Origin of the sequence: Paraburkholderia guartelaensis (assembly GCF_004353905.1) — a bacterium.
Lineage (GTDB): Bacteria > Pseudomonadota > Gammaproteobacteria > Burkholderiales > Burkholderiaceae > Paraburkholderia > Paraburkholderia guartelaensis.
Window position 1 is genome coordinate 102,580 of sequence record NZ_SMOD01000010.1, and the last position, 24,859, is coordinate 127,438.

Here is a 24,859-nt window from a genome sequence, read left to right on the forward strand (position 1 = left end):
TCCTGAAACCCGATTGAACGACGAATAAGCGCTAGCCGAACAGCCCTTGCAGATACCACTGGCCGCCAATGCGCTCGCGATACAGCCAGAACATGCGGCCCTGGTCGTCGGCGGCGACGTAATAGTCGCGCCCGACGCCCTCGCCGTCCCACCAGCCGGACTCGATGCGCTCGGTACGCGTGAGCGTCTTCAGCGGCCTTCGATAAACGGGCCGGTCGCCGCGCGTCGCGAGCTTGAGCGGCTTTTCGAGCAGCCACGCCGGACGCGGCTGGGTCGGCAGCGGCACCTCGGGCAGGTCGAAGGCGCTTTGCACGGGCGCGCTCGCGCCGGCTTCCTGCTGCGGCTTGCCTGCCTTGCGCGGCTTGCGCGTACGCTTCGCGCCGCTCTCGCGGTAAGGCCGCGCCGACATCGCCAGCTCGGGCCGATGATCGTCCTCGATGAAAAGCTGTAGCACGTTCTGCTCGCCAAGCCGCGCGCCGATGCGCTCGAAGAGCTGCCCGAGCGACGCCTCGGCGGCCTCGGCCATCGGAAAGAGCGTGTCGGTGGGCGCCGCGTATTCGCTCACCTGCGAGGCGACGAGCGCAAGGCAGATCACGGGCGCGGCGAGTTCGGTCTGATTCAGGCGCTCACGAAGCAGCCACAGCAGATGCTCGGCGTCGCGCGAAGGCGACGCCCAGGCGATCGTGAGGCTAGATGTGCGCGGCGCGTGACGCGAAGCCAGTTCGTGCTCCAGACGCAGCTCGAAGCCGCTCAACGCCGCGTGCTGCGCAGCCAGCCAGCCGGCCAGCTGCATCACGAGCCGGCGCGCGGCAAAGAGCAGCGCTTCGGCGCTCTCCACGCGCGCCTGCAATTCGAGCGACGCGTGAAACGACGGCGGCGCGGCGAACCAGACGCGCGGATCGGGCGCCTCGCCGCGCGCCTGCGCGAGCCAGCCGAGCACGCCATCGCCAAAACGACGCACGATGCCGTCGCGCGGCAGCCGCCGCAGATCGCCGAGCGTCGCGCAGCCGATCTGCGTGAGCGCGTGGTCGTGCTGCGCGGCGAACGGCGCAAGCGTGACCGGCAGCGAATCGAGCACGCGCGCGAGCGTCGTTTCCTTGAGCACGTGCCAGCGACGCGACGAACGCGTGACGTGCGCCTGCGCGAGCGTCCACGCCCCCCACGCCGTGGGCGCGCACGCCATGCGCGCGGCGTGCCCGCAGCCGGCCACCGTCGCCGCGACCCTGGCGAGCAGCGCACGCACGCCGCCGAACAGACGCAAGCCCGAGCCGACTTCGAGCAGCAGCGTGTGCGACTGCGCGAACGACACCTTGGGTGTATAGGCGAGCAACGCGAGCGCGAGCGCCTCGAACGCGCGGGTCTCGCGCGCCGGATCGGCTTCGAGCAGCACGAGCCCCGGCGCGAGCGCGAGCGCATGCGAGCGCGTGTTGCCGGGCTCGACGCCTGCGCGCAGCGCGTCGAGATCGGCGATCAGGATGCGCGTGTGGTCGGCGAGCGCGTAGCAGCGCGGCGCGCTGGCGACATCGGCATCGACGCTTTCAGGCAGGAGCGGCGTTGACGGCGCCGGCGGCATCAGAGGTCTGACGGCCTCCAGCGGCAACAACGGCAAGGTGACGGCGATCCACAGCATGATTGACCCCGGGCCACGGCATGACGACGGAAGCTGCGTCCGGCTGGGGCAGCACCGCATCCTGCAGCGGCAATGTAATGACGAGTGGCTGGGCGGGCGGCGGCCCGCGGCGCTTGAAGATATCGACGGAGAGCGCGGCGAGCTGCATCCATTGCCGGCGGTTCAGGCTCGCGTCGTCGGGCGGCGGCACCGGCGAGCAGGTCATGCGCAGCGGCGCCGGCGACGACTGGTTGCGCGCGACGAGCGGCCGCACGAGAAACGCGAGCGCCTGCGAATCCTGGGCGGCGACCTGCAGACGGCGCACGGCGTCGGCGCGCGCCTTCGTCTGCCAGAGCAGCACGGCGCCCATGCCTTCCTGCTTGAGCGCCTGCTCGGCCACCCAGCCGGCCTCGTCTTCGGCCGCGCGCACCCAGATCACGCGCTCGAGCGCGACTCCCCATGCCTTGAGCGCGCAGGCGTAGGGGCGCCACGGCGGCGCGACGAGCAGCACATGCCGGCCCGCCGCGGTGAGCGCTCGCAACGCCGGCGCGACGAGCCGCATCTCGCCCACGCCGCCCTGCTCGACGAGCAGCTCGGTCAGGCTGCCCGAGGGCCAGCCGGCGCCAGGGAGCTGGGCGTCGAGCGTAGCGTGGCCGCTCGGCACCGTGCGCTCGCTGGCGCGCGCGAGCTGATCGCCTTGCCACACGCGGCTTTGCAGCCGGGGGGGCAAGTGCGCGGCGAGTTGCGCGGTGGTCTGCGCAGTGATCTGGGCTGCTGCCATGGTCCGTGGCCTGGTTAATGGGAACGCTCCGCCCTGCCCGGCAAGAAATGGGGCATCGGCAGGAAGGAGGTCGGCTCGCCTCCACCTGTATATTTATACAGTATTTTGGGAGATTGGAGGAGGCGGAAATTGGGGGTGGGTCACTTTGCGATCGCCGAGCGGCGACCGGACCGCCGCCGGACGTCGTGCTGACGTCCGGGGCAAACGCCGCTTAATACACACCGCCAGCCCGATGCTGGCGGTATGCGATAAGGGCGGTGGAGCTTGTTGCTATCAGGACGCGTGCGCCGATGTCAGACTGAGCGCCACGGCTTGCGCCACTTCGATGCCGTCGATGGCCGCCGAGTAGATACCACCGGCATACCCGGCGCCTTCGCCGGCCGGATACAGACCTTCGACGTTCACGCTTTGGTAGTCGTCTTTGCGACGAATACGCAGCGGCGACGACGTGCGCGTCTCCACGCCGGTGAGCACGGCATCGTGCATCGCGAAGCCTGCGATCTTCTTGTCGATCTGAGGCAGGGCTTCACGGATGGCTTCGATCACGTAGTCGGGCAGCGCGGTGCTCAGATCGGTCGGATGCACGCCCGGCTTGTAAGACGGCACCACGGAGCCGAGCGACGTCGACGGACGGCCGGCGATAAAGTCGCCGACCAGTTGGCCCGGCGCCTGGTAATTGCCGCCGCCGAGTTCGAACGCCCGCTCTTCCCACTTGCGCTGGAAGGCGATGCCGGCGAGCGGACCGCCCGGATAGTCCTCCGGCGTAATGCCGACGACGATGCCCGCATTCGCGTTGCGCTCGGCCCGCGAATACTGGCTCATGCCGTTGGTGACCACGCGGCCGGGTTCGGAGGTCGCCGCGACCACCGTGCCGCCCGGGCACATGCAGAAGCTATAGACCGCCCGTCCATTGTTGGCGTGATGCACCACCTTGTAGTCGGCCGCGCCGAGTTCCTTGTGGCCTGCGAATTTGCCGAAACGGCTGCGGTCGATCACCCCCTGCGGATGCTCGATCCGAAAGCCCAGCGAAAACGGCTTGGCTTCCATGAACACGCCGCGGTCGTGCAGCATCTGGAACGTGTCGCGGGCGCTGTGGCCGACGGCCAGCACGACGTGGTCGCACGGCAGCGTCTCGCCGTTCGAAAGCTTGAGCGCGCGCACCTTGCCCTGTTCGATCTCGATGTCTTCGACGCGGGTTTCGAAGCGCACTTCACCGCCCAGTTCGTGGATGGTGGCGCGCATTTTTTCCACCATGCTGACGAGACGGAACGTGCCGATGTGCGGCCGGCTCAGATACAGGATGTCTTCCGGCGCGCCCGCCTTGACGAACTCCTCGAGCACCTTGCGGCCGTAGTGGTGCGGATCCTTGATCTGGCTGTACAGCTTGCCGTCGGAAAACGTCCCGGCCCCGCCTTCGCCGAACTGCACGTTGGACTCGGGGTTGAGCACGGACTTGCGCCACAGCCCGAAGGTGTCTTTGGTGCGCTCGCGCACGGCCTTGCCGCGTTCGAGGATGATGGGACGAAAGCCCATCTGCGCGAGGATCAGTCCCGCGAACAGGCCGCACGGCCCCATGCCGATCACCACCGGACGCGGACGCGTCGAGTGCTCGGGCGCCTTCGCAACAAAGCGGTAGGTCATGTCCGGCGTCACCCCGCAATGCGGCTTGCCGGCGATCCGCTTGAGCGCGGCCGCTTCGTCCTTGACTTCGACGTCGACGATATAGGTCAGCTTGATATCCGAGCGCTTGCGTGCGTCGTGCGCACGGCGGAATACGGTGTAACGCACGAGCGCATCCGCCCCTACGCCGAGATCCGCGAGGCGTCCCCGAATCGCGGCTTCAAGTTCGCTTTCGGCGTGGTCGAGGGGGAGTTTGACTTCGGATAAACGTAACATGGCTGCCAGGGTGCGATCGCCACGGGAGTTGTGGCCGATCCATATTTTATAAGCTCGGCGGCTTTTCAAATGGAACGCAAGCCGTACGACGAAACGCGAGCGCGTTGGCCCAACGTGGGAGAAAAAGAAAAAGGGGCTACAGGCCAATGGCGTGTAACCCCTCGGTATTGCTGGTCGGAGCGATAGGATTCGAACCTACGACCCTCTGATCCCAAATCAGATGCGCTACCAGGCTGCGCTACGCTCCGACGAATCAGAGATTGTATCGGTACTGTGGCTGCGCCGTCAAATCCTCGCGAGCGGCAGTGATGAAAATCGATCCGCATCACGCGCTTGCCGCACATCTGCCTCGCGTGCACCATGACAGGACACGCCGCACGTGCACCCCATACAGCCCAAAAAGGAGACGCCATGCATCTCATCCTCTGGCGCCACGCCGAAGCCGAAGACATCGCCGCCAGTGACCTCTCCCGCCAGCTCACCACGCGCGGACGCAAGCAGGCGCAGAACGTCGCGCGCTGGCTGCGCGCGCGCCTGCCCGACGACGCCGTGATCCTCGCCAGCCCCGCCGCACGCACCATCCAGACCGCCGAGGCGCTCACGGACCAGTATCGCGTCGTGCGCGAACTCGCACCCGATGCGAGCGTCGAGCAGGTGCTGGCCGCCGTCGGCTGGCCCGATGGCCTCGCATCCACGGTCGTGGTGGTCGGCCACCAGCCCACGCTCGGTGAAGTCGCGGCGCAGCTGCTCTCGGGCGGCGCGGACCCGCGCAGCTGGGCCGTGAAGAAAGGCGGCGTGCTCTGGCTCGCGAGCCGCGAGCGTAACGGCGGCGACGAGGCCGTTCTGCACGCGGCCATTACACCCGATCTCGTCTAATCCTCCAACCCGCCTCCGCCTCCCCACCGGGCCGCCTGCACGCGGCCCCTACAGCGGATCAAACACGGCTCAAACGCTCCTTCCGCCCCGGCGTTTCGGCCCGCCTCGTCTGTCTGCCTTACACCACGTCATCGAATCGTCACTGCGTTTTCATGGAAACGTAACCGCGTATTACTAAATTGCCGGGAAAGTTCTCTTACTTCCGACCAGGACGCCCCATGCGAGATATGCCGACGCCCACCCTGCCGTTCGCCTCGACGCTGTTCGAGTCGAACCGACGCTTGCCGCGTGCCGAAGAAACGGTCACCGCGCAGCATCGGCTGCAGGTGGCCTGGGCTCGCACCGACGAGGAACTGCGCGAGGCCCAGCGTCTGCGCTACCGCGTTTTCGCCGAAGAGATGGGCGCACGCCTGACCGGCCCCGCCGGTCTCGACGTCGACGCCTTCGACGCCTACTGCGACCACCTGCTCGTGCGCGACCTCGACACGCTCAAGGTCGTCGGCACCTACCGCGTGCTGCCGCCGCACCAGGCCGCGCGCATCGGCCGCCTCTATGCCGAAAGCGAATTCGATGTCTCGCGCCTCGCGCATCTGCGCCCGAAAATGGTCGAGGTGGGCCGCTCGTGCGTGCACCCCGACTACCGCAGCGGCTCGGTCATCATGTCGCTGTGGGGCGGTCTGGGCGGCTACATGAAGCACAACGGCTACGAGACGATGCTCGGCTGCGCGAGCGTCGCCATGGCTGACGGTGGCCACTACGCGGCAAACCTTTACTGCGCGCTCGGCGCGGACGCGCTGACCGCGCCCGAATACCGCGCGTTCCCGCACACGCCGCTGCCCGTCGAGGAACTGCGCACCGGCACGCACGCCGTGCCGCCGCCGCTCATCAAGGGCTACCTGCGTCTTGGCGCGAAGATTTGCGGTGCGCCCGCCTGGGACCCCGACTTCAACACCGCCGACTTCCTCACCCTCTTCCGGCTCTCGGAAATCAACGAACGCTACGCGCGCCACTTCCTCGGCGAAGCCGTTACGCGTTAAGACTTGATCTGCCCTTCAGTGGGCAGGATCAGCAGACAAAAAAAGCCCGGCTCACAAACGAGCCGGGCTTTTTTATCGGCGCAGTAAGGCGAGGCGCTGCGCGCTACGCTCACTCCTCCGCATACACCACGCGATACGGAATGCCGATCTTGCCCCACTCCGCCGCTTCCTGAACGAGGTTGTAATCGGTGAGCGGATTGTTCTGGACCCACGCATTGGGCAGCAGCACTTCGTAGCCGTTGCCCTCCGCCTCGACCGTGATGTGCGGCAGGCCGACATCGGCGCGGCGGCGCGTCAGCAGCGCGGCGAGACGCAGGCAGAACAACAGCGTCCATTCCACATCGCGCGTTTGCGAGAGCTTGCCGAGCTTGCCCACGTGGCCGAGCACGAGTGCAGCGAGGCGCGCCTGGTCGGTGCGCGAGAAGCCGGGCATGTCCGCGTTGCTGGCGATGTAGGCCGAATGCTTGTGGTACGCGCTGTGCGAGATGGAAAGTCCGATTTCGTGCAGCGAAGCCGCCCACGTGAGGAACATGCGGTTCTCTTCGCGGCGCTCTTCGTCAGGCTCCTCGAACTGGTCGTAGAACTTCACGGCGAGCTCGCCAATGCGCCCCGCCTGCGCGCGATCGACGCCGTAGCGGCGCATGAAGCCCTCCACCGTGACCGTGCGCATGTCCTCGTGCTGCGAACGGCCCAGCAGGTCATAGAGCACGCCCAGGCGCAGCGCGCCGTCCGTAGTATCGACATAGTCGATGCCAAGCTCCTCGAACACCGCGATCATGATCGAGAGGCCGCCCGCCAAAACAGGGATGCGGTCGGGCTTTAGCGCGACGAGCTTGAGCCGGTTGACGTTCTCGGCCTTGATGAGCGCGCGCTTCAAGCGCTCGAGGCCACCGCGCGAAATGCCGTGCGTGATGCCGGCATCGTTGAAGCCGTTCGCCTCGACGAGTTCCGCGAGCGCGCGCGCCGTGCCCGACGAGCCGATCGCCTGGTCCCAGCCGGTCTTGCGGTAGTCGCCGGAAATGATCTGGATTTCGCGCGTGGCCGCGAGTTCGGCCTGGCGCATGGTGTATTCGTCGACGTTGCCCGAGGGGAAGAACTGGCGGCTATGGCTCACGCAGCCGATATAGAGGCTTTCCATGCGGATCGGCGTGTAGTGCGCGCCGATGATGAACTCGGTCGAGCCGCCGCCGATGTCCACCACGAAGCGCTTGCCCGCGCTCGCCGGCACCGAGTGTGCAGCGCCCGCATAAATAAGGCGCGCTTCTTCGCGCCCTGCAATCACTTCGATCGGGAAGCCGAGCGCAGCTTCGGCTTCGGTCAGGAACTCGCGCGCGTTCTTCGCGACACGCAGCGTGTTGGTCGCCACCGCGCGCACCTGGTCGGGATGGAAGTCGCGCAGCCGCTCGCCGAAACGCTTGAGCGCGTCCCAGCCGCGGACCTGCGAGGCGCGGTCGAGCAGCTTGTCCTTCGAGAGGCCGGCCGCGAGGCGCACAGGTTCGCGCAGTGCATCCACCGGATAGATCTGGCTGCCGGCGTCGGTTTCCTCGACGCGGCCTACAATCAGACGAAAACTGTTCGAACCGAGATCGACGGCGGCAAGCAGTTGGGGGTTGGTGACCATCGAGGGGGCAGGCTCCATGCGTGCATACGTAGACGAACGCGCGGCCATGCGGGCTTGTTGCGCCGCCGCCGCACTGTCCAAATGCGTCATTTTAAGCGTAGCCGACTTCACCATGTCGCTCCTCGCATTGGTCATGACCATGGGTACTTCTACCCAGCGTGCATGTTCGCAACGCGAATTGTCGAATTCGTGAAAATGCGGCGTAAAATTTATGACACTTTGAATGTCACAATAAAGTCATATTACTGTGAGAATTTCCGAGCGTCCGTTCGAATCCATTCCTGACATTCCGTTTTCATTGCCGATGTCCATCCGCTATCCCCTACTCAATCGCGAACTGGGCATTCTGGGATTCAATGAGCGCGTGCTCGCACAGGCGTCCGATCCCGCTGTTCCTTTGCTGGAGCGCTTGCGCTTCATCTGTATCACCAGCAGCAACCTCGACGAATTCTTCGAAGTCCGTATGGCCGGGCTTCAGGAGCAGATGCGCGACAACCCGGGCGTGCTCTCGCCAGACGGCATGTCACTGCAGCACGTGTACGACCTCGTGGTCGAGCGCGCGCAGCGTCTCGTGCATCGCCAGTACCGCATGCTGCACGACACCGTGCTGCCCGCGCTCGAACAGGAAGGCATTTACTTCCACGGCACCGACGCCTGGAACGAAGCGCAAACCGCATGGGCGCGCAAATACTTCTTCGACGAACTGCTGCCCGTTCTCACGCCCATCGGGCTCGATCCCGCGCACCCGTTCCCGCGCGTGCTCAACAAGAGCCTGAACTTCGTGGTCGAACTCGAAGGCAAGGACGCCTTCGGGCGTCAGGCCGTCATGGGCATCGTGCAGGCGCCGCGCGCACTGCCGCGCCTCGTGCGCATGCCGCAGGAGCTTTCCGGTTTCCAGCACGGCTTCGTGCTGCTTGGCTCACTGCTGCAACGCTTCGTGGGCGAGTTGTTCCCGAGCCTCGTCGTGCGCAGCTGCAACCAGTTCCGCATCACGCGCAACAGTGAACTCTTCGTCGACGAAGACGAAATCACCAACCTGCGCGTGGCGCTGCAGGGCGAACTGCCCGCGCGCCATCTGGGCAATGCGGTGCGGCTCGAAGTGTCGGCGGAAACGCCCCCGCATCTCGTGAAGCGCCTGCTCGACGAAAGCGGCCTCAACGAAAAGGACTGCTATTTCGTCGATGGCCCCGTGAATCTCGTACGGCTCATGCAGCTGCCCGAGATGGTCGATCGCCCCGACCTCAAGTTCGTGCCGCACGTGCCCGCGATTCCGCGACGCATCGCCGCGAACAGCAACATGTTCGATGTGATCGATCAGGGCGACGTGCTCCTGCATCATCCGTATGAGAGCTTCCAGCCCGTGCTCGAACTGCTGCTGCAGGCCGCGAACGATCCGAACGTGGTCGCGATCAAGCAGACGATCTACCGCACCGGCACCGACTCGCCGCTCATGGACGCGCTCATGCAGGCCGCGCGCAACGGCAAGGAAGTGACGGTGGTCGTGGAGCTGCTCGCGCGCTTCGACGAAGAGACCAACATCAACTGGGCCGCGCAGCTCGAAGCCGTGGGCGCGCACGTGGTGTACGGCGTGGTGGGCCACAAGTGCCACGCCAAGATGATGCTGATCGTGCGCCGCGTTCCCGTGAACGGACGCATGGTGCTGCGCCGCTACGTGCACCTGGGTACGGGCAACTACCATCCGCGCACGGCGCGCCTCTATACCGACTTCGGCCTCATGACCTCGGAGCCGAAGATGTGCGAGGACGTGCACCACGTCTTCCAGCAGCTCACGGGCATCGGCGGCGAGTTGCAGCTGCACGATCTGTGGCAGTCGCCGTTCACGCTGCATCCGAAGATGATCGAGGCGATCCGCAACGAAGCCGACGCCGCGCGCGCGGGCAAGAAGGCGCGCATCGTCGCGAAGATGAACGCGCTGCTCGAGCCGACCGTCATCGACGAGTTGTACGAAGCATCGCAGGCAGGCGTGAAGATCGACCTGATCATCCGTGGCGTGTGCTCGTTGCAGCCGGGCGTGCCCGGGCTCTCCGAGAACATCACGGTGCGCTCGATCGTCGGGCGTTTCCTAGAGCACCACCGCATCTACTACTTCTATGCGGGCGGCAAGGAAGACGTCTACCTGTCGAGCGCGGACTGGATGGATCGCAACCTCTTTCGCCGCGTCGAAGTGGCGTTCCCGATTCACGACCGCAGGCTCAAGCGCCGCGTGATCGCCGAAGGGCTTTCCACCTTCCTCGGCGACAATCAATCGGCGTGGCTCATGCAAAGCGACGGCCACTATCGCCGCCGCCGCGCAGGCAAGGCCGTGCGTAATGCGCAGTTGAGCTTGCTGGCGAAGTTCTGCCCGTGATGCCCTGATGGCTCGATAACGCCGGACGCAAAAAAGCCGCTTCGATTGAAGCGGCTTTTTTCATTTGCGGCTACGGGGCGTTACACCGGCGCCGGTTGCCTTCTCGTCGTGCGCGCGGCCGGGAAGCGCACCGTGAACGTGCTGCCCCGCCCTTCCTCGCTCTTCACTTCGAGCGCCGCATCGTGACGCTGCAGCACGTGCTTGACGATCGCGAGACCCAGTCCCGTGCCGCCCGTGTCGCGCGAGCGGCTGCGATCGACGCGATAGAAGCGCTCGGTCAGGCGCGGAATGTCCGCAGCCGGAATGCCGAGGCCGCTGTCGGTGACCGAAAAGACCGCGCTGCCCTGATCCGAGCGCCAGGACAGATGCACAGTGCCACCGTCCGGCGTGTAGCGCACCGCGTTGGTCGCGAGATTGCCGAGCGCGCTCATGATCTCGGTTTCGGAACCGGTGACGCTCAATCCATCGTCGAAATCGGCCGTGATACGGTGACGCCCGCCCGAGAGGCTTTCGGCGTCCTCGCGCACGTGCCCGAGCACCGCGCGCATGTCGACCATATGGTCGCCGGGCTGGCGCCCCTCGCCTTCGAGCTTGGCGAGCACGAGCAGGTCGGTGACGATGTGGCGCATGCGCGAGGCCTGCTGCTCCATCAGCTCGAGGTAGCGGTTGCGCTCGGCTTCGCCAAGCGGCAGCTCGCGCATCGTCTCGAGGAAGCCCGAGAGCACCGTGATCGGCGTTTTCAGCTCGTGCGAGACATTGGCCACGAAGTCGCGCCGCATGGCGTCGGTGCGTTCGAGTTCCGTGATGTCCTGCGAAAGGATGAGCTTGCGGTTCTCGCCGTACGGAAACACCTGCACCGAGATCACGTTCTGGCGCTTCGCACCCATGCCGCGCATGATCAGCATGTCCTTGTAATCGTGCGAATTGAGGTAGCGCACGAAGTCGGGCTGACGCACGAGATGCGTGATGTGCTGGCGCAGGTCGCGCTTGGCGTCGAGACCGAAGTGAACTTCCGAGATCGCGTTGCACCACTCGATCTGGTCGTGATCGTCGAGCATGGCGACGCCGTTGGGCGAAGCCTGGATCGCCTGAATGAAGCGCGAGTGCTGCTGCTCCACCTGGCGCACCTGAGCGTGCCAGCGCTTCGCGAGCTTATGCAGACGGTAGTAGATTTCGCCCCAGATGCCGGGAGCGCTCGGCACTTCGCCGTAGACCGGCGCGTCGAGCAGACGCCAGAGACGCTGCTTGTGAAACGTGCTGAAGAGCATTTGCGCGAGCAGCGCCAGCACGGCGAGGCCCAGCGCGATCTTGACGCCGAAAATCGCGCCGATACCCGCGCAGATGAGCGCGAGCAACACGATCGATACGAGGGAGCGCGCCCAGATGATGTTCATGTTCCTGCGATCGAAGATAAATACGGTCGGATGCGGGCACGCGACATCTAGTTACCACCACGCGAAAACCGGCGGCAGTGAAACGGTCGCGCCGCCCGGTGATTCACCCTGCGGCGCGGCCATGGATCCAGCTTAGGCGCTCTTGGCGAGACGGTAGCCGCTGCCGCGGACCGTTTCGATCATAGCATCGCACCCCGCCGGCTTGAGCGCGGCACGCAGACGCTTGATATGCACATCCACCGTGCGCTCTTCCACGAACACGTGATCGCCCCAAACCTGATCGAGCAGTTGCGTGCGGCTGTGCACGCGCTCCGGATGCGTCATGAAGAAGTGCAGCAGGCGGAACTCGGTCGGGCCGAGATCGAGCTTGATTTCCGAGCCTTCGGCGGCGGCCGCCACGCGGTGCGTGGCCGGATCGAGCTTCAGACCGTTGATCGCCACCACGTCTTCCGTGAGTTGCGGCGCGCGACGGCGCAGCACCGCCTTGATACGCGCCATCAGCTCCTTGGGCGAGAACGGCTTGGTCACGTAGTCATCAGCGCCGATTTCGAGGCCGAGCACCTTGTCCTGCTCGTCGCCGCGCGCGGTCAGCATGATGATCGGAATATGCTTCGTGCGTTCGTTGTTACGCAGGTCGCGCGCGAAGTTCACGCCCGACTTGCCCGGCAACATCCAGTCCAGCAGGATGAGATCGGGCAGCACGTCGCTGATCAGGTTCTGCGCCTGCTCCGCGTTGTAGGCGCGGATCGGGCAGTGGCCTGCGTGCTGCAGGTTCACCGAAATCAGCTCGGAAATGGCGGGCTCATCTTCGATGACGAGAATGCTGCTAGGCATCGGCACCTCTTAACCTTGTTACCTGTGGAGTGTTTAGCTGAGTGCTTCGCGTTCGAGTGCGTCGCGCGACTTGTGGCGCACGTCGGTACCCTTCACGATGTAGATGATGAATTCCGCGATGTTCTTCGCGTGGTCGCCGATCCGCTCGATCGCCTTGGCGATGAACAGATAGTCGAGGCCCACCGAGATCGTGCGCGGATCTTCCATCATGTAGCTCACGAGCTTGCGCACGAAGGCGCGGAATTCCTCGTCGATCGCCTTGTCGTCGCGCACGATCTGCGCGGCGGCCACGGTATCGAGGCGCGCGAACGCGTCGAGCGCGCGGCGCAGGATCGACACGGCCATTTCGCCCGAGACCTTGATCTCGGCGATGTTGACCGCGCGCGAAGCGCCGTCTTCCATCAGGCGCTTGGTGCGCTTGGCGATCTTCTCGGCTTCGTCGCCGGCGCGCTCGAGGTTCGTGATGGTCTTCGAGATGGCGAGCACGAGGCGCAGGTCACGCGCGGCCGGCTGGCGGCGCGCGATGATGTTGCTGCACTCCTCGTCGATCTCGACTTCCATCGTGTTGAGGCGGTCTTCCGCGGCAATCACGCGCTCGGCGGCGGCGCCGTCGAACTCGTTCAATGCCTGCATTGCCGTGATGATCTGCGATTCGACGAGGCCGCCCATTTCGAGCACCTTCGACGAAATGAGGTTCAAATCGGCGTCGAACTGGCTGGACAAGTGTTTGTCGGACATGATTTGCTCCCTGCAACGATCAGCCGAAGCGGCCGGTGATGTAGTCTTCCGTTTCCTTGCGGACCGGCTTGATGAAGATCTTTTCGGTGTCGCCGAATTCGATCAGCTCACCAAGGTACATGTAAGCAGTGTAGTCCGAGCAACGCGCGGCCTGCTGCATGTTATGGGTGACGATCACCACCGTGTAATCGCTCTTGAGTTCCGCGATCAGCTCTTCGATGCGGCCCGTCGAAATCGGGTCGAGCGCCGAGCACGGCTCGTCGAGCAGCAGCACTTCGGGGCGGATCGCAATGCCGCGCGCGATACACAGGCGCTGCTGCTGGCCGCCCGAGAGGCCGTAGCCGCTCTGGCCGAGCTTGTCCTTCACTTCGTTCCAGAGTGCGGCCTTGGTGAGCGCCCATTCCACGCGGTCATCCATTTCCGGACGCGAAAGCGATTCGAACATCTTCACGCCGAACGCGATGTTGTCGTAAATCGACATCGGGAACGGGGTCGGCTTCTGGAACACCATGCCGATACGCGCGCGCAAAAGCGAGATGTCGCGCTTCGTGGTCAGCAGGTTTTCGCCGTCCATGAGGATCTCGCCCTCGGCACGCTGCTCCGGATAGAGCGCGTACATCTTGTTGAACGTGCGCAGCAGCGTGGACTTGCCGCAGCCCGACGGGCCGATGAACGCCGTCACCTTGCCTTCGGGAATCTGCAGGTTGACGTTCTTCAGCGCGTGATACTTGTTGTAGAAGAAGTTCAGGTCCTTCACTTCGATCTTCGGCTTGCCAAGGGCCGGCGCGCGGCCGTTCTGGGCGGGGTCGAAGCCGGAGGGCGCAGTACCGTGCGCATCGGTGTTGAGGTGACTCTCTGCCATGTTCATCGGGAACTCCGCCCTTGCTTACTTTTTCGAAAAGATCGTGCGCGCGAGGATATTCAAACCCAGCACGCCCAGCGTGATCAGGAACACACCGGCCCACGCAAGCGACTGCCACTGTGAGAACGGGCTCATCGCAAACTTGAAGATCGTGACCGGCAGATTCGCGATCGGTTGATTCATGTTCGCCGTGAAGAACTGGTTCGACAGCGCCGTGAAGAGCAGCGGCGCGGTTTCACCGGCGATACGTGCAACCGCCAGCAGCACGCCCGTCACGATACCGGCGATCGACGCCTTCAGCGTGATCGACATCACCATCTTCCACTTCGGCGTGCCGAGCGCGAATGCGGCTTCACGCAGATTGTTCGGCACGAGCTTGAGCATGTTCTCGGTCGTGCGAATCACGATCGGAACCTGCAGCAGCGCCAGCGCAATCGCGCCCGCCCAGCCGCTGAAGTGCCCCATCTTCGCCACGACGAGGGCGTAGACGAACAGGCCCACGACGATCGAAGGCGCCGACAGCAGAATGTCGTTGATGAATCGCGTGACGCTCGCGAGCCAGCTCTTCTGGCCGTATTCCGCGAGATAGATGCCCGCGAGAATGCCAATCGGCGTGCCGACGAACGTTGCGATCCCCACGAGCATCAAGCTGCCGACGATGGCGTTGGCGAGACCGCCGCCGTCAGTGTTCGGCGGCGGCGTGGACTGCGTGAACAGTTCCACCGAAAGGCCGCCGATGCCAAGCGAGAGCGTCGTGTAGAGAATCCACACGAGCCAGATAATGCCGAACGCCATCGCAGCGAGCGAGCACGTGAGCGCGATCGCATTGGTCACGCGGCGGCGGCGTTGCAGCTTGCCGCGCATGCGCTCCAGTTCGGGCCCATAAATCGCGCCCGGAATCTTCATCATCGGTTCGCTCATCGCGCACCCTCCGCTTTTTCAAGGCGCACCAGCATGAGCTTCGAGATCGAGAGCACGATGAACGTGATCACGAACAGGATCAGGCCAAGTTCCATCAGCGCGGCCGTGTGCAGGCCCGGGCTCGCTTCCGCGAACTCGTTGGCGAGCGCCGAGGTGATGCTGTTGCCGGGCGAGAACAGCGACACGTTGTCGAGCAGGTTCGTATTGCCGATCACGAACGTCACTGCCATCGTTTCGCCGAGCGCGCGGCCAAGGCCGAGCATCACACCGCCGATCACGCCCGTCTTGGTGAACGGCAGCACGATCTTCCACATGACTTCCCAGGTCGTGCAGCCAATGCCGTAGGCCGACTCCTTCAGCAGCACGGGCGTGACTTCGAACACGTCGCGCATGACCGAGGCGATGTACGGAATGATCATGATGGCGAGAATCACGCCGGCGCACAGAATGCCGATGCCAATTGGCGCGCCCTGGAACAGCGCGCCGACAATCGGCATACCGCCCAGCAGCGTGCCGAGCGGCTTTTCGAACCATTGCGCGAAAATAGGCGCAAACACGAGCAGACCCCACATACCGTAGACGATCGACGGAATGGCGGCGAGCAGCTCGATGGCGATGCCGAGCGGCCGGCGCAGCCACGCGGGCGAAAGCTCGGTGAGGAACAGCGCAATGCCGAAGCTCACGGGCACAGCAATGATGAGCGCGATAAGCGAGGTAGCGATCGTGCCGTAGATGGGCACGAGCGCGCCGAACTGCTCACTGGGTGGATCCCAGTCGGCAGTCCAGAGGAATGCGAAACCGAATTTCTGGATCGTCGGCAACGAGGCGATGATCAGCGACACGATGATGCCGCCGAGCACCAGCAGCGTGACGATGGCGGCGAGGCGTGCGAGGCCGCCAAAAATGATGTCCCCTGCCGGGCTGGGCGCCTTCTGCTGCGCGGTGTTGCCGGGCGGGTTCGACACGAGCGGGACGTCGGACATGGTGACCTGTGTTCCAGTTGCCGCGAGCGCGGGGCTCACGACGTTGATGCAGCCGTGGGACTGCAGATCGCCCGACTTCCGGCCGTTAATACTGACAACCGGAAGGCAGGCGGCACATCAGGGACAGCGCGGTTTCAGGCAAGCCACAAGCGAACAGGCCGCGCGCGTCACGCGGCGGCCTTTTTTTACGCTTGCCTGACGCCTTGCTTACTCAGCGATTGCTTTGCCGCTCGCGTCCTTGACCTTCTCCTTCCACTGCGACTTGATTTCGGTCACGACCGACTGCGGCAGCGAGATGTAGTCGAGGCTGTCAGCAGCCGGCGTGCCATTCTTGAACGCCCAGTCGAAGAACTTGAGCGTTTCCTTGCCCTGGTCCGGCTTGTCCTGTGCCGTGTGCAGCAGCACGAAGGTCGCGCCGACGACCGGCCATGCGTCCTTGCCCGGCTCGTTCGTGAGGATCTGGTAGAACGACTTCTTCCAGTCCGCGCCAGCGGCCGCTGCCTTGAACGTTTCGGTGTCCGGCTGAACAACAGCGCCCGACTCGTTCTTCATGGCAGTGTAGACCATGTGGTTTTGCTTGGCGTACGCCCATTCGACGTAGCCGATCGCGCCCGGCAGACGCTGAACGAAGGCTGCGACGCCGTCGTTGCCCTTGCCGCCCGTACCCGTCGGCCATGCCACGGTCGTGCCTTCGCCGACCTTCGTCTTCCACTCGGGGTTGACCTTCGAGAGGTAGTTCGTCCAGATGAAGCTGGTGCCCGAACCGTCGGCGCGGCGGACCACGGCGATGTCGAGATCAGGCAGCTTGACCTTCGGGTTCAGTGCGACGATGGCCGGATCGTTCCACTTCTTGATCTTGCCGAGGTAGATGTCGCCGAGCACCGGGCCCGACAGCGTGATTTCGCCGGCCTTCACGCCCGGCACGTTGATTGCCGGCACGACGCCGCCAACCACCGTCGGGAACTGGAAGAGGCCTTCCTTGGCCAGTTCGTCGTCCTTCAGCGGAGCATCCGAGCCCGCGAAGTCAACAGTCTTGGCTTGAATCTGCTTGATGCCGCCCGACGAGCCAATGCCCTGGTAATTCACCTTGCCGCCGCCCGACTTCTGATAGGCATCCGCCCATTTGGTATAGATCGGTGCTGCGAAGGTGCTACCCGCGCCGGTGATGTCAGCAGCCTGCGCTGCAATCGCGAAGAGCGCGCCAGCAACGCCAGCGAGCGCGGTTTGCATCAATTTCATGAGACCTCCAGTGTGTGAGCGGATGAACGACACCGCGAAGCTTAGGGGGTCTCTGTGACAGTACTGTGACGATTCATGAAGCGAACGTGACAGTTCGATTACTGGCTGAAAGGCGCGTGGATATGCGTTTTGCGCGCTTTGCGAGGCGTGGTTGCAGCATGAGCTGCGAGGACTGCGACGGCCGGGAAGGCCGCCAGGCGGGCGTTTGGCGGCCCTCTACGGGGTCCGGTGAAAAATTCGAGGATTCCCTCGAAAATCGTTTGCAAACGGTTATGCGATTGTTTTAAACGTTTGCCTGCATCCGTTGGGACATCGAAAAAATCGCAAAAAAAGATGAGCACAAAAGAATGAGCACGACGGCAAGTTGCAACGTCGTGCTCATCGGTTTGGCGCCGGCGTGATCCGGCAGCGCAGTTCAATAGCCGGCGATCACGCGATCGAACGCTTGACCACGCTGGCGATCGCCTCGGCGTAATGCACGGTGTCGCGCTCTTCGCGGGCCTCGACCATCACGCGCAGCACCGGCTCCGTACCCGAAGCGCGGATCAGTACGCGGCCACGGCCCTTCAATTCGGCTTCGGCGGAAGCGATCGACTGCTGGATCTCGGCGTTGCCCTTCCAGTCGGCGCCCTGCGCGATGCGCACGTTGATGAGCTTCTGCGGAAACAGTTTCACGCCGTCGAGCAGCTGCGCGATCGACTTGCCGCTGCGCTTCATCGCCGCGAGCACGAGTAGCGCCGAGACGATGCCGTCGCCGGTCGTGTGGCGGTCGAGCGACAGAATGTGGCCCGAGCCTTCCGCGCCGAGTTGCCAGCCGCGCTCGCGCAGTTGCTCCAGCACGTAGCGGTCGCCCACGTTCGCGCGCACGAGCTGCACCCCAAGACCTTCGAGCGCCTGCTCCACCGCGAGATTGGTCATGAGCGTGCCCACCGCGCCTTCGACCTTGCCGTCGGTCGCGATGCGGTCCTTCACAAGCACGTAGAGCAGCTCGTCGCCGTTGTAAAGGCGGCCCTGTGCGTCGACCACCTGGAGACGGTCGGCGTCGCCATCGAGCGCGATACCGAGGTCCGCGTGATTCGCGCGCACGGCGCGCACGAGCGCGTCAGGCGCGGTCGCACCCACGCCGTCGTTGATGTTGAAACCGTTCGGCGACACGCCGATCGGGATCACGTCCGCGCCCAGCTCGTGGAACACGTGCGGCGCGATGTCATAACCCGCACCGTTGGCGCAATCGATCACGAGCTTCAGGCCGCGCAGATTGAACGCCTGCGGGAACGTGCTCTTGCAGAACTCGATGTAGCGCCCGCCCGCGTCGTGCAGGCGGCGTGCGCGGCCAAGCTGCTCAGAGGGCGCGCAGGCCAGCGGCTGCTCGAGCTGCTCCTCGATTTGCGTCTCCACCTCGTCGGGGAGCTTGTTGCCGTCGGCGGAGAAGAACTTGATGCCGTTGTCGTAGTAGGGATTGTGCGACGCGCTGATCACCACGCCCGCGGCGAGCCGCAGCGCGCGCGTGAGATAGGCGATGCCGGGCGTCGTCATCGGACCGGCCAGCATCACGTCGATGCCCGCAGCCGAGAGCCCAGCTTCGAGGGAGGCTTCGAGCATATAGCCCGAAATACGCGTGTCCTTGCCGATCAGCACGGACGGGCGCGGCCCGGATGCCGCCGCCGAGCCCGCGAGCACCTTGCCCGCGGCGTAGCCTAGCCGAAGCACGAAATCGGGCGTAATCGGCGCCTCGCCGACCTTGCCACGTACTCCATCAGTTCCGAAATAACGACGTCCCATCTTTCTACCCCTCGGTTTGGTGCTGCTTTGTCCTGTATTGTGCCGCCTGGATCCGCTCGGACGCACTTCGCGCCGGTCAGCGTTCTTCCTGGCGATGGCTCAGCCTTGTGTGTGCGACGTGCCGGCGGACATCGCGTCGCGCATCGCCGCCCAGATCTTCAGTGCGTCCACCGTGGGCGCAACGTCGTGCACGCGAATGATCGCCGCGCCGCGCTCTGCCGCGCACACGGCCGCTCCTATGCTCGCCGCCACGCGTTCGGGCGCCGGCCGGTTCACGAGCGCGCCGAGCATCGACTTGCGCGACATGCCGGCCAGGATCGGATACGGTGCGACGCCTGCCGCAACCTCGGGTGCCGTCTGCGGCAGGTGCGCGAGCAGCGCGTAATTGTGCTCGACCACCGACTTGCCGAAGCCGAAGCCCGGGTCCACGCTGATACGCCCCTTCGCCACGCCGGCCGCTTCGAGTTCGGCGCAACGCTCGGCGAGAAACTCGCGCACCTCGCGCACGACATCCACGTAATCGGGCTCGCCCAGCTGCATCGTCTGCGGCTCGCCGAGCATGTGCATCACACACAGCCCGCACTCGCTGCCGCGCACGGCCTCGATCGCGCCGGGCATCCGGAAACCCCAGATGTCGTTGATCATGTCGGCGCCCGCCGCGAGCGCCGCGCGCATGACTTCGGGCTTGTACGTGTCGATCGACAGCGGCACATTCGCGCCCTTGAGCCTTTCCACGAGCGGAATCACACGTTCGAGTTCCTCGTCGAGCGGCACGGGCGGCGCGCCCGGCCGCGTCGATTCACCGCCGATGTCGATGATATCGACGCCGTCGAGCATCATCTGCTCGGCACGGCGCAAGGCGTCGCCGAACGCGATATAACGGCCGCCGTCGGAAAACGAGTCGGGGGTTGCGTTGAGGATGCCCATGACGAGCGGACGCTCGAAAGTCAGCGTGAAGCGGCCACATGCGAGCGGTTCAGGTGGGAGACTACCTTGCGAGGAGATGTTGGGCACGTCAGAAAACGTCAGATGTGTAACGAGATGCGGCAGCGCTGCGGCTCGCAAGAAATGCAAAACGGGCCGATGTGAACATCACACCGGCCCGCAACTTTACTCGATAAGGATTACGCCGGTGCGGTGGCGCTACCGGGCTTGACCTCAGTGCCCGTGCTGCCGCCCGACGACGCGTCGCCCGGCGACGGCGTGCTCTTCGGCGAGCGCGGCGGACGGCCGGCCATGATGTCGTTGATCTGGTCGGCGTCGATCGTTTCCCACTCCATGAGTGCCGCGGTCATGGCTTCGACCTTGTCGCGGTTCTCGTCGAGCAGGCGCTTCGCGAGGTTGTACTGCTCGTCGAGCACGCGGCGGATTTCCGCGTCGACCTTCTGCTGCGTCGCTTCCGAGATTGCACGCGTGAAGCCCTTGCCGAACGGGCCGCCGTCGTTATCGTCGTCGGCATAGACCATCGGTCCGAGCGCGTCGGTCATACCGAAGCGCGTGACCATCGCGCGAGCCGTTTGCGTCGCCTTGTTGAAGTCGTCCGAGGCGCCCGTGCTGATCAGGTTCATGAACAGCTCTTCCGCCACACGGCCGCCGAACAGGATGGCCAGACGATCCAGCAGATAGTCCTTCGAGTACGTTTCGTTGTCGTGCTCGGGCAACTGCCACGTCACGCCCAGCGCGCGACCGCGCGGGATGATCGTGACCTTGTGCACCGGGTCTGCCTTCGGCAGCAGCTTCGCGATAACCGCGTGACCCGACTCGTGGTACGCCGTGGCGCGCTTCGCTTCCTCGCGGATAACCGCCGACTTGCGCTCCGGACCCATGAAGATCTTGTCCTTCGCGTCTTCGAAGTCCTGCATCTCGACGATGCGCTTGCCGCGGCGTGCCGCGAAGAGTGCGGCTTCGTTGACGAGGTTCGCGAGGTCGGCACCCGAGAAGCCCGGCGTGCCGCGTGCGATGACCGCTGCGTCCACGTCGTTGGCGATCGGCACCTTGCGCAGGTGCACCTTCATGATCTGCTCGCGGCCGCGGATATCCGGCAGGCCCACATACACCTGGCGGTCGAAACGGCCCGGACGCAGCAGCGCCTTGTCCAGCACGTCCGAACGGTTGGTTGCCGCGATCACGATCACGCCCGAGTTCGCCTCGAAGCCGTCCATCTCGACCAGCATCTGGTTCAGCGTCTGTTCGCGCTCGTCGTTGCCGCCGCCCATGCCGGCGCCACGATGGCGGCCGACCGCGTCGATTTCGTCGATGAACACGATACACGGCGCATGCTTCTTGGCCTGCTCGAACATGTCGCGCACACGGGCCGCGCCCACGCCGACGAACATTTCGACGAAGTCCGAACCCGAGATGCTGAAGAACGGCACCTTCGCTTCGCCGGCAATGGCACGCGCAAGCAGCGTCTTACCCGTACCCGGAGGGCCGACGAGCAGCACGCCGCGCGGAATGCGTCCACCCAGCTTCTGGAATTTTTGCGGATCGCGCAGGAAGTCGACGAGCTCGGACACTTCCTCCTTCGCTTCGTCGCAGCCCGCGACGTCGGAGAAGTTGACCGCGTTGTTGTTCTCGTCGATCAGGCGGGCGCGCGATTTACCAAAGGAGAACGCCCCGCCTTTGCCGCCCCCCTGCATCTGTCTCATCATGTAGAACCAGAACACGATGATAAGTATGGTCGGCCCGAGGTAGTACAGCGCGGAAACGAGCGCGTTCGGCTCTTCGTCAGCCTTGCCGCTCACCTGCACGCCATATTTCATCAGGTCGCCGACCATCCAGATGTCGCCCGGGGAGACGATCTGGTATTTCTGGCCATCAGCCGGAGTGACCGTGAGGTTCCGCCCCTGCACCACGACGCTCTTGACCTTGCCGTTCTTCGCGTCGTCCATGAACTGCGAATAGGAAACGCCTTCCTGGACACGGGGCTTGTCGAACTGCTTGAACACCGTAAACAGCACCAGTGCGATTACCAGCCACACTGCTGCCTTCGAAAACATGTTGTTGTTCAAAGCACCACTCCTTCACTCATAGATGGGCGCCTACATTTGCCTTGCGACTGCGACACCACCAAAGCATTCTAATCCAGTACACGGACCCCTGCCATAACGTTTCGCTACCGCAGGAATAGCCCGAGCGCCTTGTCCTGACCGCCTCTTGCGGTCATTTTGCGACCAGATTGCGCCTTTTGCACGGCAATCATGCCCCGTTTAACAGGGCCGCTTCAGATGTTTACCCAATATAAACGTTTCGGACGATTTATCACGCGAAGCCTTCGGTTTGCGTGCCGCCACGACCTTGAATTGCTGCTTGAACTTCTCGACGATCTGACTGTAACCGCTGCCGTGGAAGCATTTGACTAAAAGGGCTCCATCGGGTTTCAGATGATTCTGCGAAAACTCGAGCGCGAGGTCGCACACGTGCTCGATACGCGCCGCGTCGGCCGACGCGACCCCCGAGAGATTGGGCGCCATGTCCGAAATTACAAGGTCGACCGGACGGCCGCCCACCAATTCTTCCAGTTGCGCGAGCACGTCGTCCTCGCGGAAGTCGCCCTGCAGGAACTGCACGTCGGAGATGGGTTCCATCGGAAGGAGGTCGAGCGCGATGATCGTGCCGTCGATCCCACCCTGCCGCTCTTCGTCGCGCTTCGAGCTTTGCGCGAGCTTGTTGCGGGCGTACTGGCTCCAGCTGCCGGGCGCCGCGCCCAGGTCCACGATCACCATGCCGGGGCGGATCAGCTTGTCCTGCTCGTCGATTTCCTTCAGCTTGTAGGCAGCGCGGGCACGATAGCCCTCCCGCTGTGCCATTTTCACGTACGGATCGTTGATATGGTCGTGCAGCCACGACTGATTGAAGCGATTTTTTGCCATTAAAGATGAACTCTTGCTGCGTGATTCCGCGCTTTTAGCGGATAATACGCGTTTTATTCGTGCGGCCGTCGCGGCCCGCCTGGCCGGATGTTCGTTTCTCCGCCAGCGTTTTTTGCCCGCGCCCTGCCGTTCCCCACGGTTTTCCGTTGTTCCGACGCGCTTTGCCCGCTGGCGGTCCGCTATTCGCGGCCCGCATTCACGTCTGCCCAGGTTGTCAATTCATGCCTGTCGACCCCGCGCGGCGCCGTCATTTTAGTCGAGTCTGCCACATCCCATGCCCGCCCTCACTCTTTCCGCCGAGCAGCGCTCCGAGCTGCGCTCCCAGGCTCACGCGCTCAAACCGGTCGTGCTTATCGGCGCCGAGGGACTGACCGACGCCGTCCTCAAGGAAATCAAGGTTCACCTTGGCGCACACCAGCTCATCAAGGTGCGCGTGTTCGGCGACGAGCGCGAAGAGCGCCTCGCGATCTACGAAGAGATCTGCGACCGCCTGAGCGCCGCCCCGATCCAGCACATCGGCAAGCTGCTCGTCATCTACAAGCCCGAGGAAGCCAAGGCGAAGACCACGACCGTGCGCGCCGGCGCCCGCGGCACCGTGTCGCGCCCGGCCGCCGACGTGCCGAGCGCACGTGAAGCGGGCAAGCGTGGCGCCGCGCCGCGCACCGTCAAGGTCGTCAAGGCCAGCGACAACCCCATGCGCAAGCCGAAGGCGCAAAAGGTGACGGTCAAGGGCAACGAACGCGTTACGCAAGGCGGCAACATCAAGCGCGCCAAGAAGCGCCAAACCAGTTCCAAGCGAGCCCACCAGGGTTCGAAGTAAAAAAGCGCGGCCTTCGAGCCGCGCTTTTTTTCGCCTGAACCGGCTTCAGGCCACTTTCAGCGCGCAGTGCTTTCCACGCGCTGCGGCAGCGAGGCGCGCGCCGAAGGCAAGAGCCAAACGAGCCACGCACCGAGCAGGCTCTGTACGAGATAGAACAGACTCGACACACCGTGCAGCAAGCCGAAGCGGCTCGCATACGGCGAACTGGCCACATCCATGCCCGCGCTCATCGCTTGAACGCGCAACGCGTTCATGAACGGCTGCAGCGCGAAATAGCCGATCAGCACGCACAGCAGCATGGCAGCCAGAATCCAGCGCAGCCGGCGATAGCCCAACGCGCCGCGGCGCGCGAGCACGTTCGAGAGCCCGAGCATCAGCACGCCGCACACCACACCGATCATGCCTTCAAGGCGAAAGAGCTGCGCGGCGAGTTCGCCGGCCACCGGCCTTTCGAGCGACGCGAACAGGACGGGTGCGACCGCATAGCCGATGGTCAGCTGACTGCCGACCCACAGCATGGCCAGCAGCCCGAAGAGCCGGTGCGGAACGAGCGAAACGGGAGTGGCGGAACCCACGTGGCTTGCAGTACTCACGTCGATGCGCCCTCAGACGTAGCGAACCTCGATGACCTCGTACTCGCGCACGCCGCTCGGGGCCTGCACTTGGGCGACATCGCCTTCGGACCTGCCGATCAGCGCGCGCGCGATGGGCGAGCTGACCGAGATCAGGCCGTGCTCGAGGTCGGCTTCGTCGTCGCCGACGATCTGGTAGGTCACCGTCTTGCCCGAATCCAGATCTTCGAGATCCACGGTCGAGCCGAACACCACGCGGCCGTCCGCTTCGAGCGTGGCCGGGTCGATGATCTGCGCGGCCGCCAGCTTCGACTCGATCTCGGCGATGCGGCCTTCGATGAAGCCCTGCTTTTCCTTTGCGGCGTCGTATTCCGCGTTTTCCGACAGATCGCCCTGCGCACGCGCTTCCGCGATCGAATTGATGACCGCCGGACGCTCGACGGACTTGAGGCGCTGCAACTCTCCGCGGAGTTGGTCTGCACCGCGCTTGGTCAAGGGAATCGTGCTCATAAACAACTCGTACGGCCCACGAGGGCCTAAAGGAGACCACGCCACGCACGCTTGTCGCGCACGTTGCGGCCATAAAAAAAATTCCGCGGTTAAGTGCATCCCGCGAGGGCGGCTGCGCGGTCTGGCGCAGCCTGAAAACCCTGT

At 64.4% G+C, this 24,859-nt stretch carries 21 protein-coding genes and 1 tRNA gene; 4 read left to right on the plus strand and 18 right to left on the minus strand.

The annotated features are described in order from the left end of the window. Positions 1–31 precede the first annotated feature (31 nt). The 4 genes from E1N52_RS15105 to E1N52_RS15120 all read right to left on the minus strand — a co-directional run bounded on the left by E1N52_RS15105 (position 32) and on the right by E1N52_RS15120 (position 4,534). A complete protein-coding gene (locus E1N52_RS15105; RefSeq protein WP_133183557.1) occupies positions 32–1,630 on the minus strand; it encodes a Y-family DNA polymerase in 1,599 nt (532 codons plus the stop codon). Next, positions 1,539–2,390, minus strand: coding sequence for a translesion DNA synthesis-associated protein ImuA (gene imuA, locus E1N52_RS15110; protein ID WP_133183558.1), 852 nt, complete (start codon positions 2,388–2,390; stop codon positions 1,539–1,541). Before imuA ends, E1N52_RS15105 begins: the two co-directional genes overlap by 92 nt. A 273-nt stretch (positions 2,391–2,663) precedes the next feature. After that, complete coding sequence (locus E1N52_RS15115; protein WP_133183559.1) at positions 2,664–4,286, minus strand: NAD(P)/FAD-dependent oxidoreductase; 1,623 nt, start codon at positions 4,284–4,286, stop codon at positions 2,664–2,666. A gap of 171 nt (positions 4,287–4,457) precedes the next feature. Next, positions 4,458–4,534: transfer RNA gene (locus E1N52_RS15120), tRNA-Pro, on the minus strand. A 163-nt stretch (positions 4,535–4,697) separates the two neighbouring features. Between E1N52_RS15120 and sixA the strand changes: the two genes are divergently transcribed. Together sixA and E1N52_RS15130 are read left to right on the plus strand one after the other, a co-directional pair. Next, positions 4,698–5,162 (plus strand): phosphohistidine phosphatase SixA, encoded by a 465-nt coding sequence (gene sixA, locus E1N52_RS15125; RefSeq protein WP_133183560.1) that lies wholly within the window; start codon positions 4,698–4,700, stop codon positions 5,160–5,162. A 218-nt stretch (positions 5,163–5,380) separates the two neighbouring features. After that, complete coding sequence (locus tag E1N52_RS15130) at positions 5,381–6,199, plus strand: GNAT family N-acetyltransferase (protein WP_133183561.1); 819 nt, start codon at positions 5,381–5,383, stop codon at positions 6,197–6,199. A 109-nt stretch (positions 6,200–6,308) separates the two neighbouring features. Here E1N52_RS15130 and ppx read toward each other — a convergent pair whose 3' ends face one another. Then, positions 6,309–7,910 (minus strand): exopolyphosphatase, encoded by a 1,602-nt coding sequence (gene ppx, locus E1N52_RS15135; protein WP_425468065.1) that lies wholly within the window; start codon positions 7,908–7,910, stop codon positions 6,309–6,311. Positions 7,911–8,124: 214 nt separating this feature from the next. On the opposite strand from ppx, the gene ppk1 reads away from it, so the two are divergent. After that, complete coding sequence (ppk1, locus tag E1N52_RS15140) at positions 8,125–10,188, plus strand: polyphosphate kinase 1 (RefSeq protein ID WP_133183719.1); 2,064 nt, start codon at positions 8,125–8,127, stop codon at positions 10,186–10,188. A gap of 80 nt (positions 10,189–10,268) precedes the next feature. Here the strand turns inward: ppk1 and phoR are convergent, their stop codons facing one another. From phoR to E1N52_RS15195, 11 genes are all read right to left on the minus strand, one after another. Then, positions 10,269–11,582, minus strand: coding sequence for a phosphate regulon sensor histidine kinase PhoR (gene phoR / locus E1N52_RS15145; RefSeq protein WP_133183562.1), 1,314 nt, complete (start codon positions 11,580–11,582; stop codon positions 10,269–10,271). A gap of 132 nt (positions 11,583–11,714) precedes the next feature. After that, a complete protein-coding gene (gene phoB / locus E1N52_RS15150) occupies positions 11,715–12,416 on the minus strand; it encodes a phosphate regulon transcriptional regulator PhoB (protein ID WP_042261377.1) in 702 nt (233 codons plus the stop codon). A gap of 33 nt (positions 12,417–12,449) precedes the next feature. Next, positions 12,450–13,154, minus strand: a complete 705-nt coding sequence (gene phoU / locus E1N52_RS15155) for a phosphate signaling complex protein PhoU (protein ID WP_069262534.1) — start codon at positions 13,152–13,154, stop codon at positions 12,450–12,452. A gap of 19 nt (positions 13,155–13,173) precedes the next feature. Further along, the gene (pstB, locus tag E1N52_RS15160) at positions 13,174–14,022 is read right to left on the minus strand and encodes a phosphate ABC transporter ATP-binding protein PstB (protein WP_133183563.1); all 849 of its coding nucleotides are present in this window, start codon (positions 14,020–14,022) and stop codon (positions 13,174–13,176) included. 18 nt (positions 14,023–14,040) lie between these two features. After that, positions 14,041–14,925: a phosphate ABC transporter permease PstA gene (gene pstA / locus E1N52_RS15165; protein ID WP_425468068.1), complete on the minus strand. Its 885-nt coding sequence runs from the start codon at positions 14,923–14,925 to the stop codon at positions 14,041–14,043. Between the two features lie 8 nt (positions 14,926–14,933). Further along, positions 14,934–15,920, minus strand: coding sequence for a phosphate ABC transporter permease PstC (pstC, locus tag E1N52_RS15170; protein ID WP_133183565.1), 987 nt, complete (start codon positions 15,918–15,920; stop codon positions 14,934–14,936). Positions 15,921–16,127: 207 nt separating this feature from the next. Beyond that, positions 16,128–17,159 carry a phosphate ABC transporter substrate-binding protein PstS gene (gene pstS / locus E1N52_RS15175; RefSeq protein WP_133183566.1) on the minus strand — a complete coding sequence of 344 codons (1,032 nt, stop codon included), beginning with the start codon at positions 17,157–17,159 and terminating at the stop codon, positions 16,128–16,130. Positions 17,160–17,588: 429 nt separating this feature from the next. Continuing rightward, positions 17,589–18,941, minus strand: coding sequence for a phosphoglucosamine mutase (glmM, locus tag E1N52_RS15180; protein ID WP_133183567.1), 1,353 nt, complete (start codon positions 18,939–18,941; stop codon positions 17,589–17,591). Between the two features lie 99 nt (positions 18,942–19,040). Beyond that, entirely contained in the window at positions 19,041–19,946 is a 906-nt protein-coding gene (gene folP / locus E1N52_RS15185) for a dihydropteroate synthase (protein ID WP_133183720.1), read from the minus strand. 119 nt (positions 19,947–20,065) lie between these two features. Then, positions 20,066–21,952 carry an ATP-dependent zinc metalloprotease FtsH gene (gene ftsH, locus E1N52_RS15190; RefSeq protein ID WP_133183568.1) on the minus strand — a complete coding sequence of 629 codons (1,887 nt, stop codon included), beginning with the start codon at positions 21,950–21,952 and terminating at the stop codon, positions 20,066–20,068. A gap of 198 nt (positions 21,953–22,150) precedes the next feature. Further along, on the minus strand, positions 22,151–22,813 hold the full coding sequence (locus tag E1N52_RS15195) for an RlmE family RNA methyltransferase (protein ID WP_133183569.1): 663 nt from the start codon (positions 22,811–22,813) through the stop codon (positions 22,151–22,153). Between the two features lie 274 nt (positions 22,814–23,087). On the opposite strand from E1N52_RS15195, the gene E1N52_RS15200 reads away from it, so the two are divergent. Then, positions 23,088–23,633, plus strand: a complete 546-nt coding sequence (locus E1N52_RS15200) for a YhbY family RNA-binding protein (RefSeq protein ID WP_133183570.1) — start codon at positions 23,088–23,090, stop codon at positions 23,631–23,633. A gap of 56 nt (positions 23,634–23,689) precedes the next feature. Here E1N52_RS15200 and E1N52_RS15205 read toward each other — a convergent pair whose 3' ends face one another. Continuing rightward, positions 23,690–24,151 carry a DUF4149 domain-containing protein gene (locus E1N52_RS15205; protein ID WP_133183721.1) on the minus strand — a complete coding sequence of 154 codons (462 nt, stop codon included), beginning with the start codon at positions 24,149–24,151 and terminating at the stop codon, positions 23,690–23,692. A gap of 87 nt (positions 24,152–24,238) precedes the next feature. Continuing rightward, entirely contained in the window at positions 24,239–24,715 is a 477-nt protein-coding gene (gene greA, locus E1N52_RS15210) for a transcription elongation factor GreA (RefSeq protein WP_133183571.1), read from the minus strand. Between the last annotated feature and the right edge of the window lie 144 nt (positions 24,716–24,859).

Coding starts and splice junctions, on each gene's coding strand:
- E1N52_RS15200 (WP_133183570.1), top strand. CDS start 23,088: ATGCCCGCCCTCACTCTTTCCGCCGAGCAGCGCTCCGAGCTGCGCTCC.
- pstB (WP_133183563.1), bottom strand. CDS start 14,022: ATGAACATGGCAGAGAGTCACCTCAACACCGATGCGCACGGTACTGCG.
- E1N52_RS15205 (WP_133183721.1), bottom strand. CDS start 24,151: ATGCTGTGGGTCGGCAGTCAGCTGACCATCGGCTATGCGGTCGCACCC.
- E1N52_RS15195 (WP_133183569.1), bottom strand. CDS start 22,813: ATGGCAAAAAATCGCTTCAATCAGTCGTGGCTGCACGACCATATCAAC.
- phoU (WP_069262534.1), bottom strand. CDS start 13,154: ATGTCCGACAAACACTTGTCCAGCCAGTTCGACGCCGATTTGAACCTC.
- pstA (WP_425468068.1), bottom strand. CDS start 14,925: ATGATGAAGATTCCGGGCGCGATTTATGGGCCCGAACTGGAGCGCATG.
- phoR (WP_133183562.1), bottom strand. CDS start 11,582: ATGAACATCATCTGGGCGCGCTCCCTCGTATCGATCGTGTTGCTCGCG.
- greA (WP_133183571.1), bottom strand. CDS start 24,715: ATGAGCACGATTCCCTTGACCAAGCGCGGTGCAGACCAACTCCGCGGA.
- ppx (WP_425468065.1), bottom strand. CDS start 7,910: ATGACGCATTTGGACAGTGCGGCGGCGGCGCAACAAGCCCGCATGGCC.
- ppk1 (WP_133183719.1), top strand. CDS start 8,125: ATGTCCATCCGCTATCCCCTACTCAATCGCGAACTGGGCATTCTGGGA.
- pstS (WP_133183566.1), bottom strand. CDS start 17,159: ATGAAATTGATGCAAACCGCGCTCGCTGGCGTTGCTGGCGCGCTCTTC.
- sixA (WP_133183560.1), top strand. CDS start 4,698: ATGCATCTCATCCTCTGGCGCCACGCCGAAGCCGAAGACATCGCCGCC.
- pstC (WP_133183565.1), bottom strand. CDS start 15,920: ATGTCCGACGTCCCGCTCGTGTCGAACCCGCCCGGCAACACCGCGCAG.
- E1N52_RS15105 (WP_133183557.1), bottom strand. CDS start 1,630: ATGCTGTGGATCGCCGTCACCTTGCCGTTGTTGCCGCTGGAGGCCGTC.
- phoB (WP_042261377.1), bottom strand. CDS start 12,416: ATGCCTAGCAGCATTCTCGTCATCGAAGATGAGCCCGCCATTTCCGAG.
- glmM (WP_133183567.1), bottom strand. CDS start 18,941: ATGGGACGTCGTTATTTCGGAACTGATGGAGTACGTGGCAAGGTCGGC.
- imuA (WP_133183558.1), bottom strand. CDS start 2,390: ATGGCAGCAGCCCAGATCACTGCGCAGACCACCGCGCAACTCGCCGCG.
- E1N52_RS15115 (WP_133183559.1), bottom strand. CDS start 4,286: ATGTTACGTTTATCCGAAGTCAAACTCCCCCTCGACCACGCCGAAAGC.
- E1N52_RS15130 (WP_133183561.1), top strand. CDS start 5,381: ATGCGAGATATGCCGACGCCCACCCTGCCGTTCGCCTCGACGCTGTTC.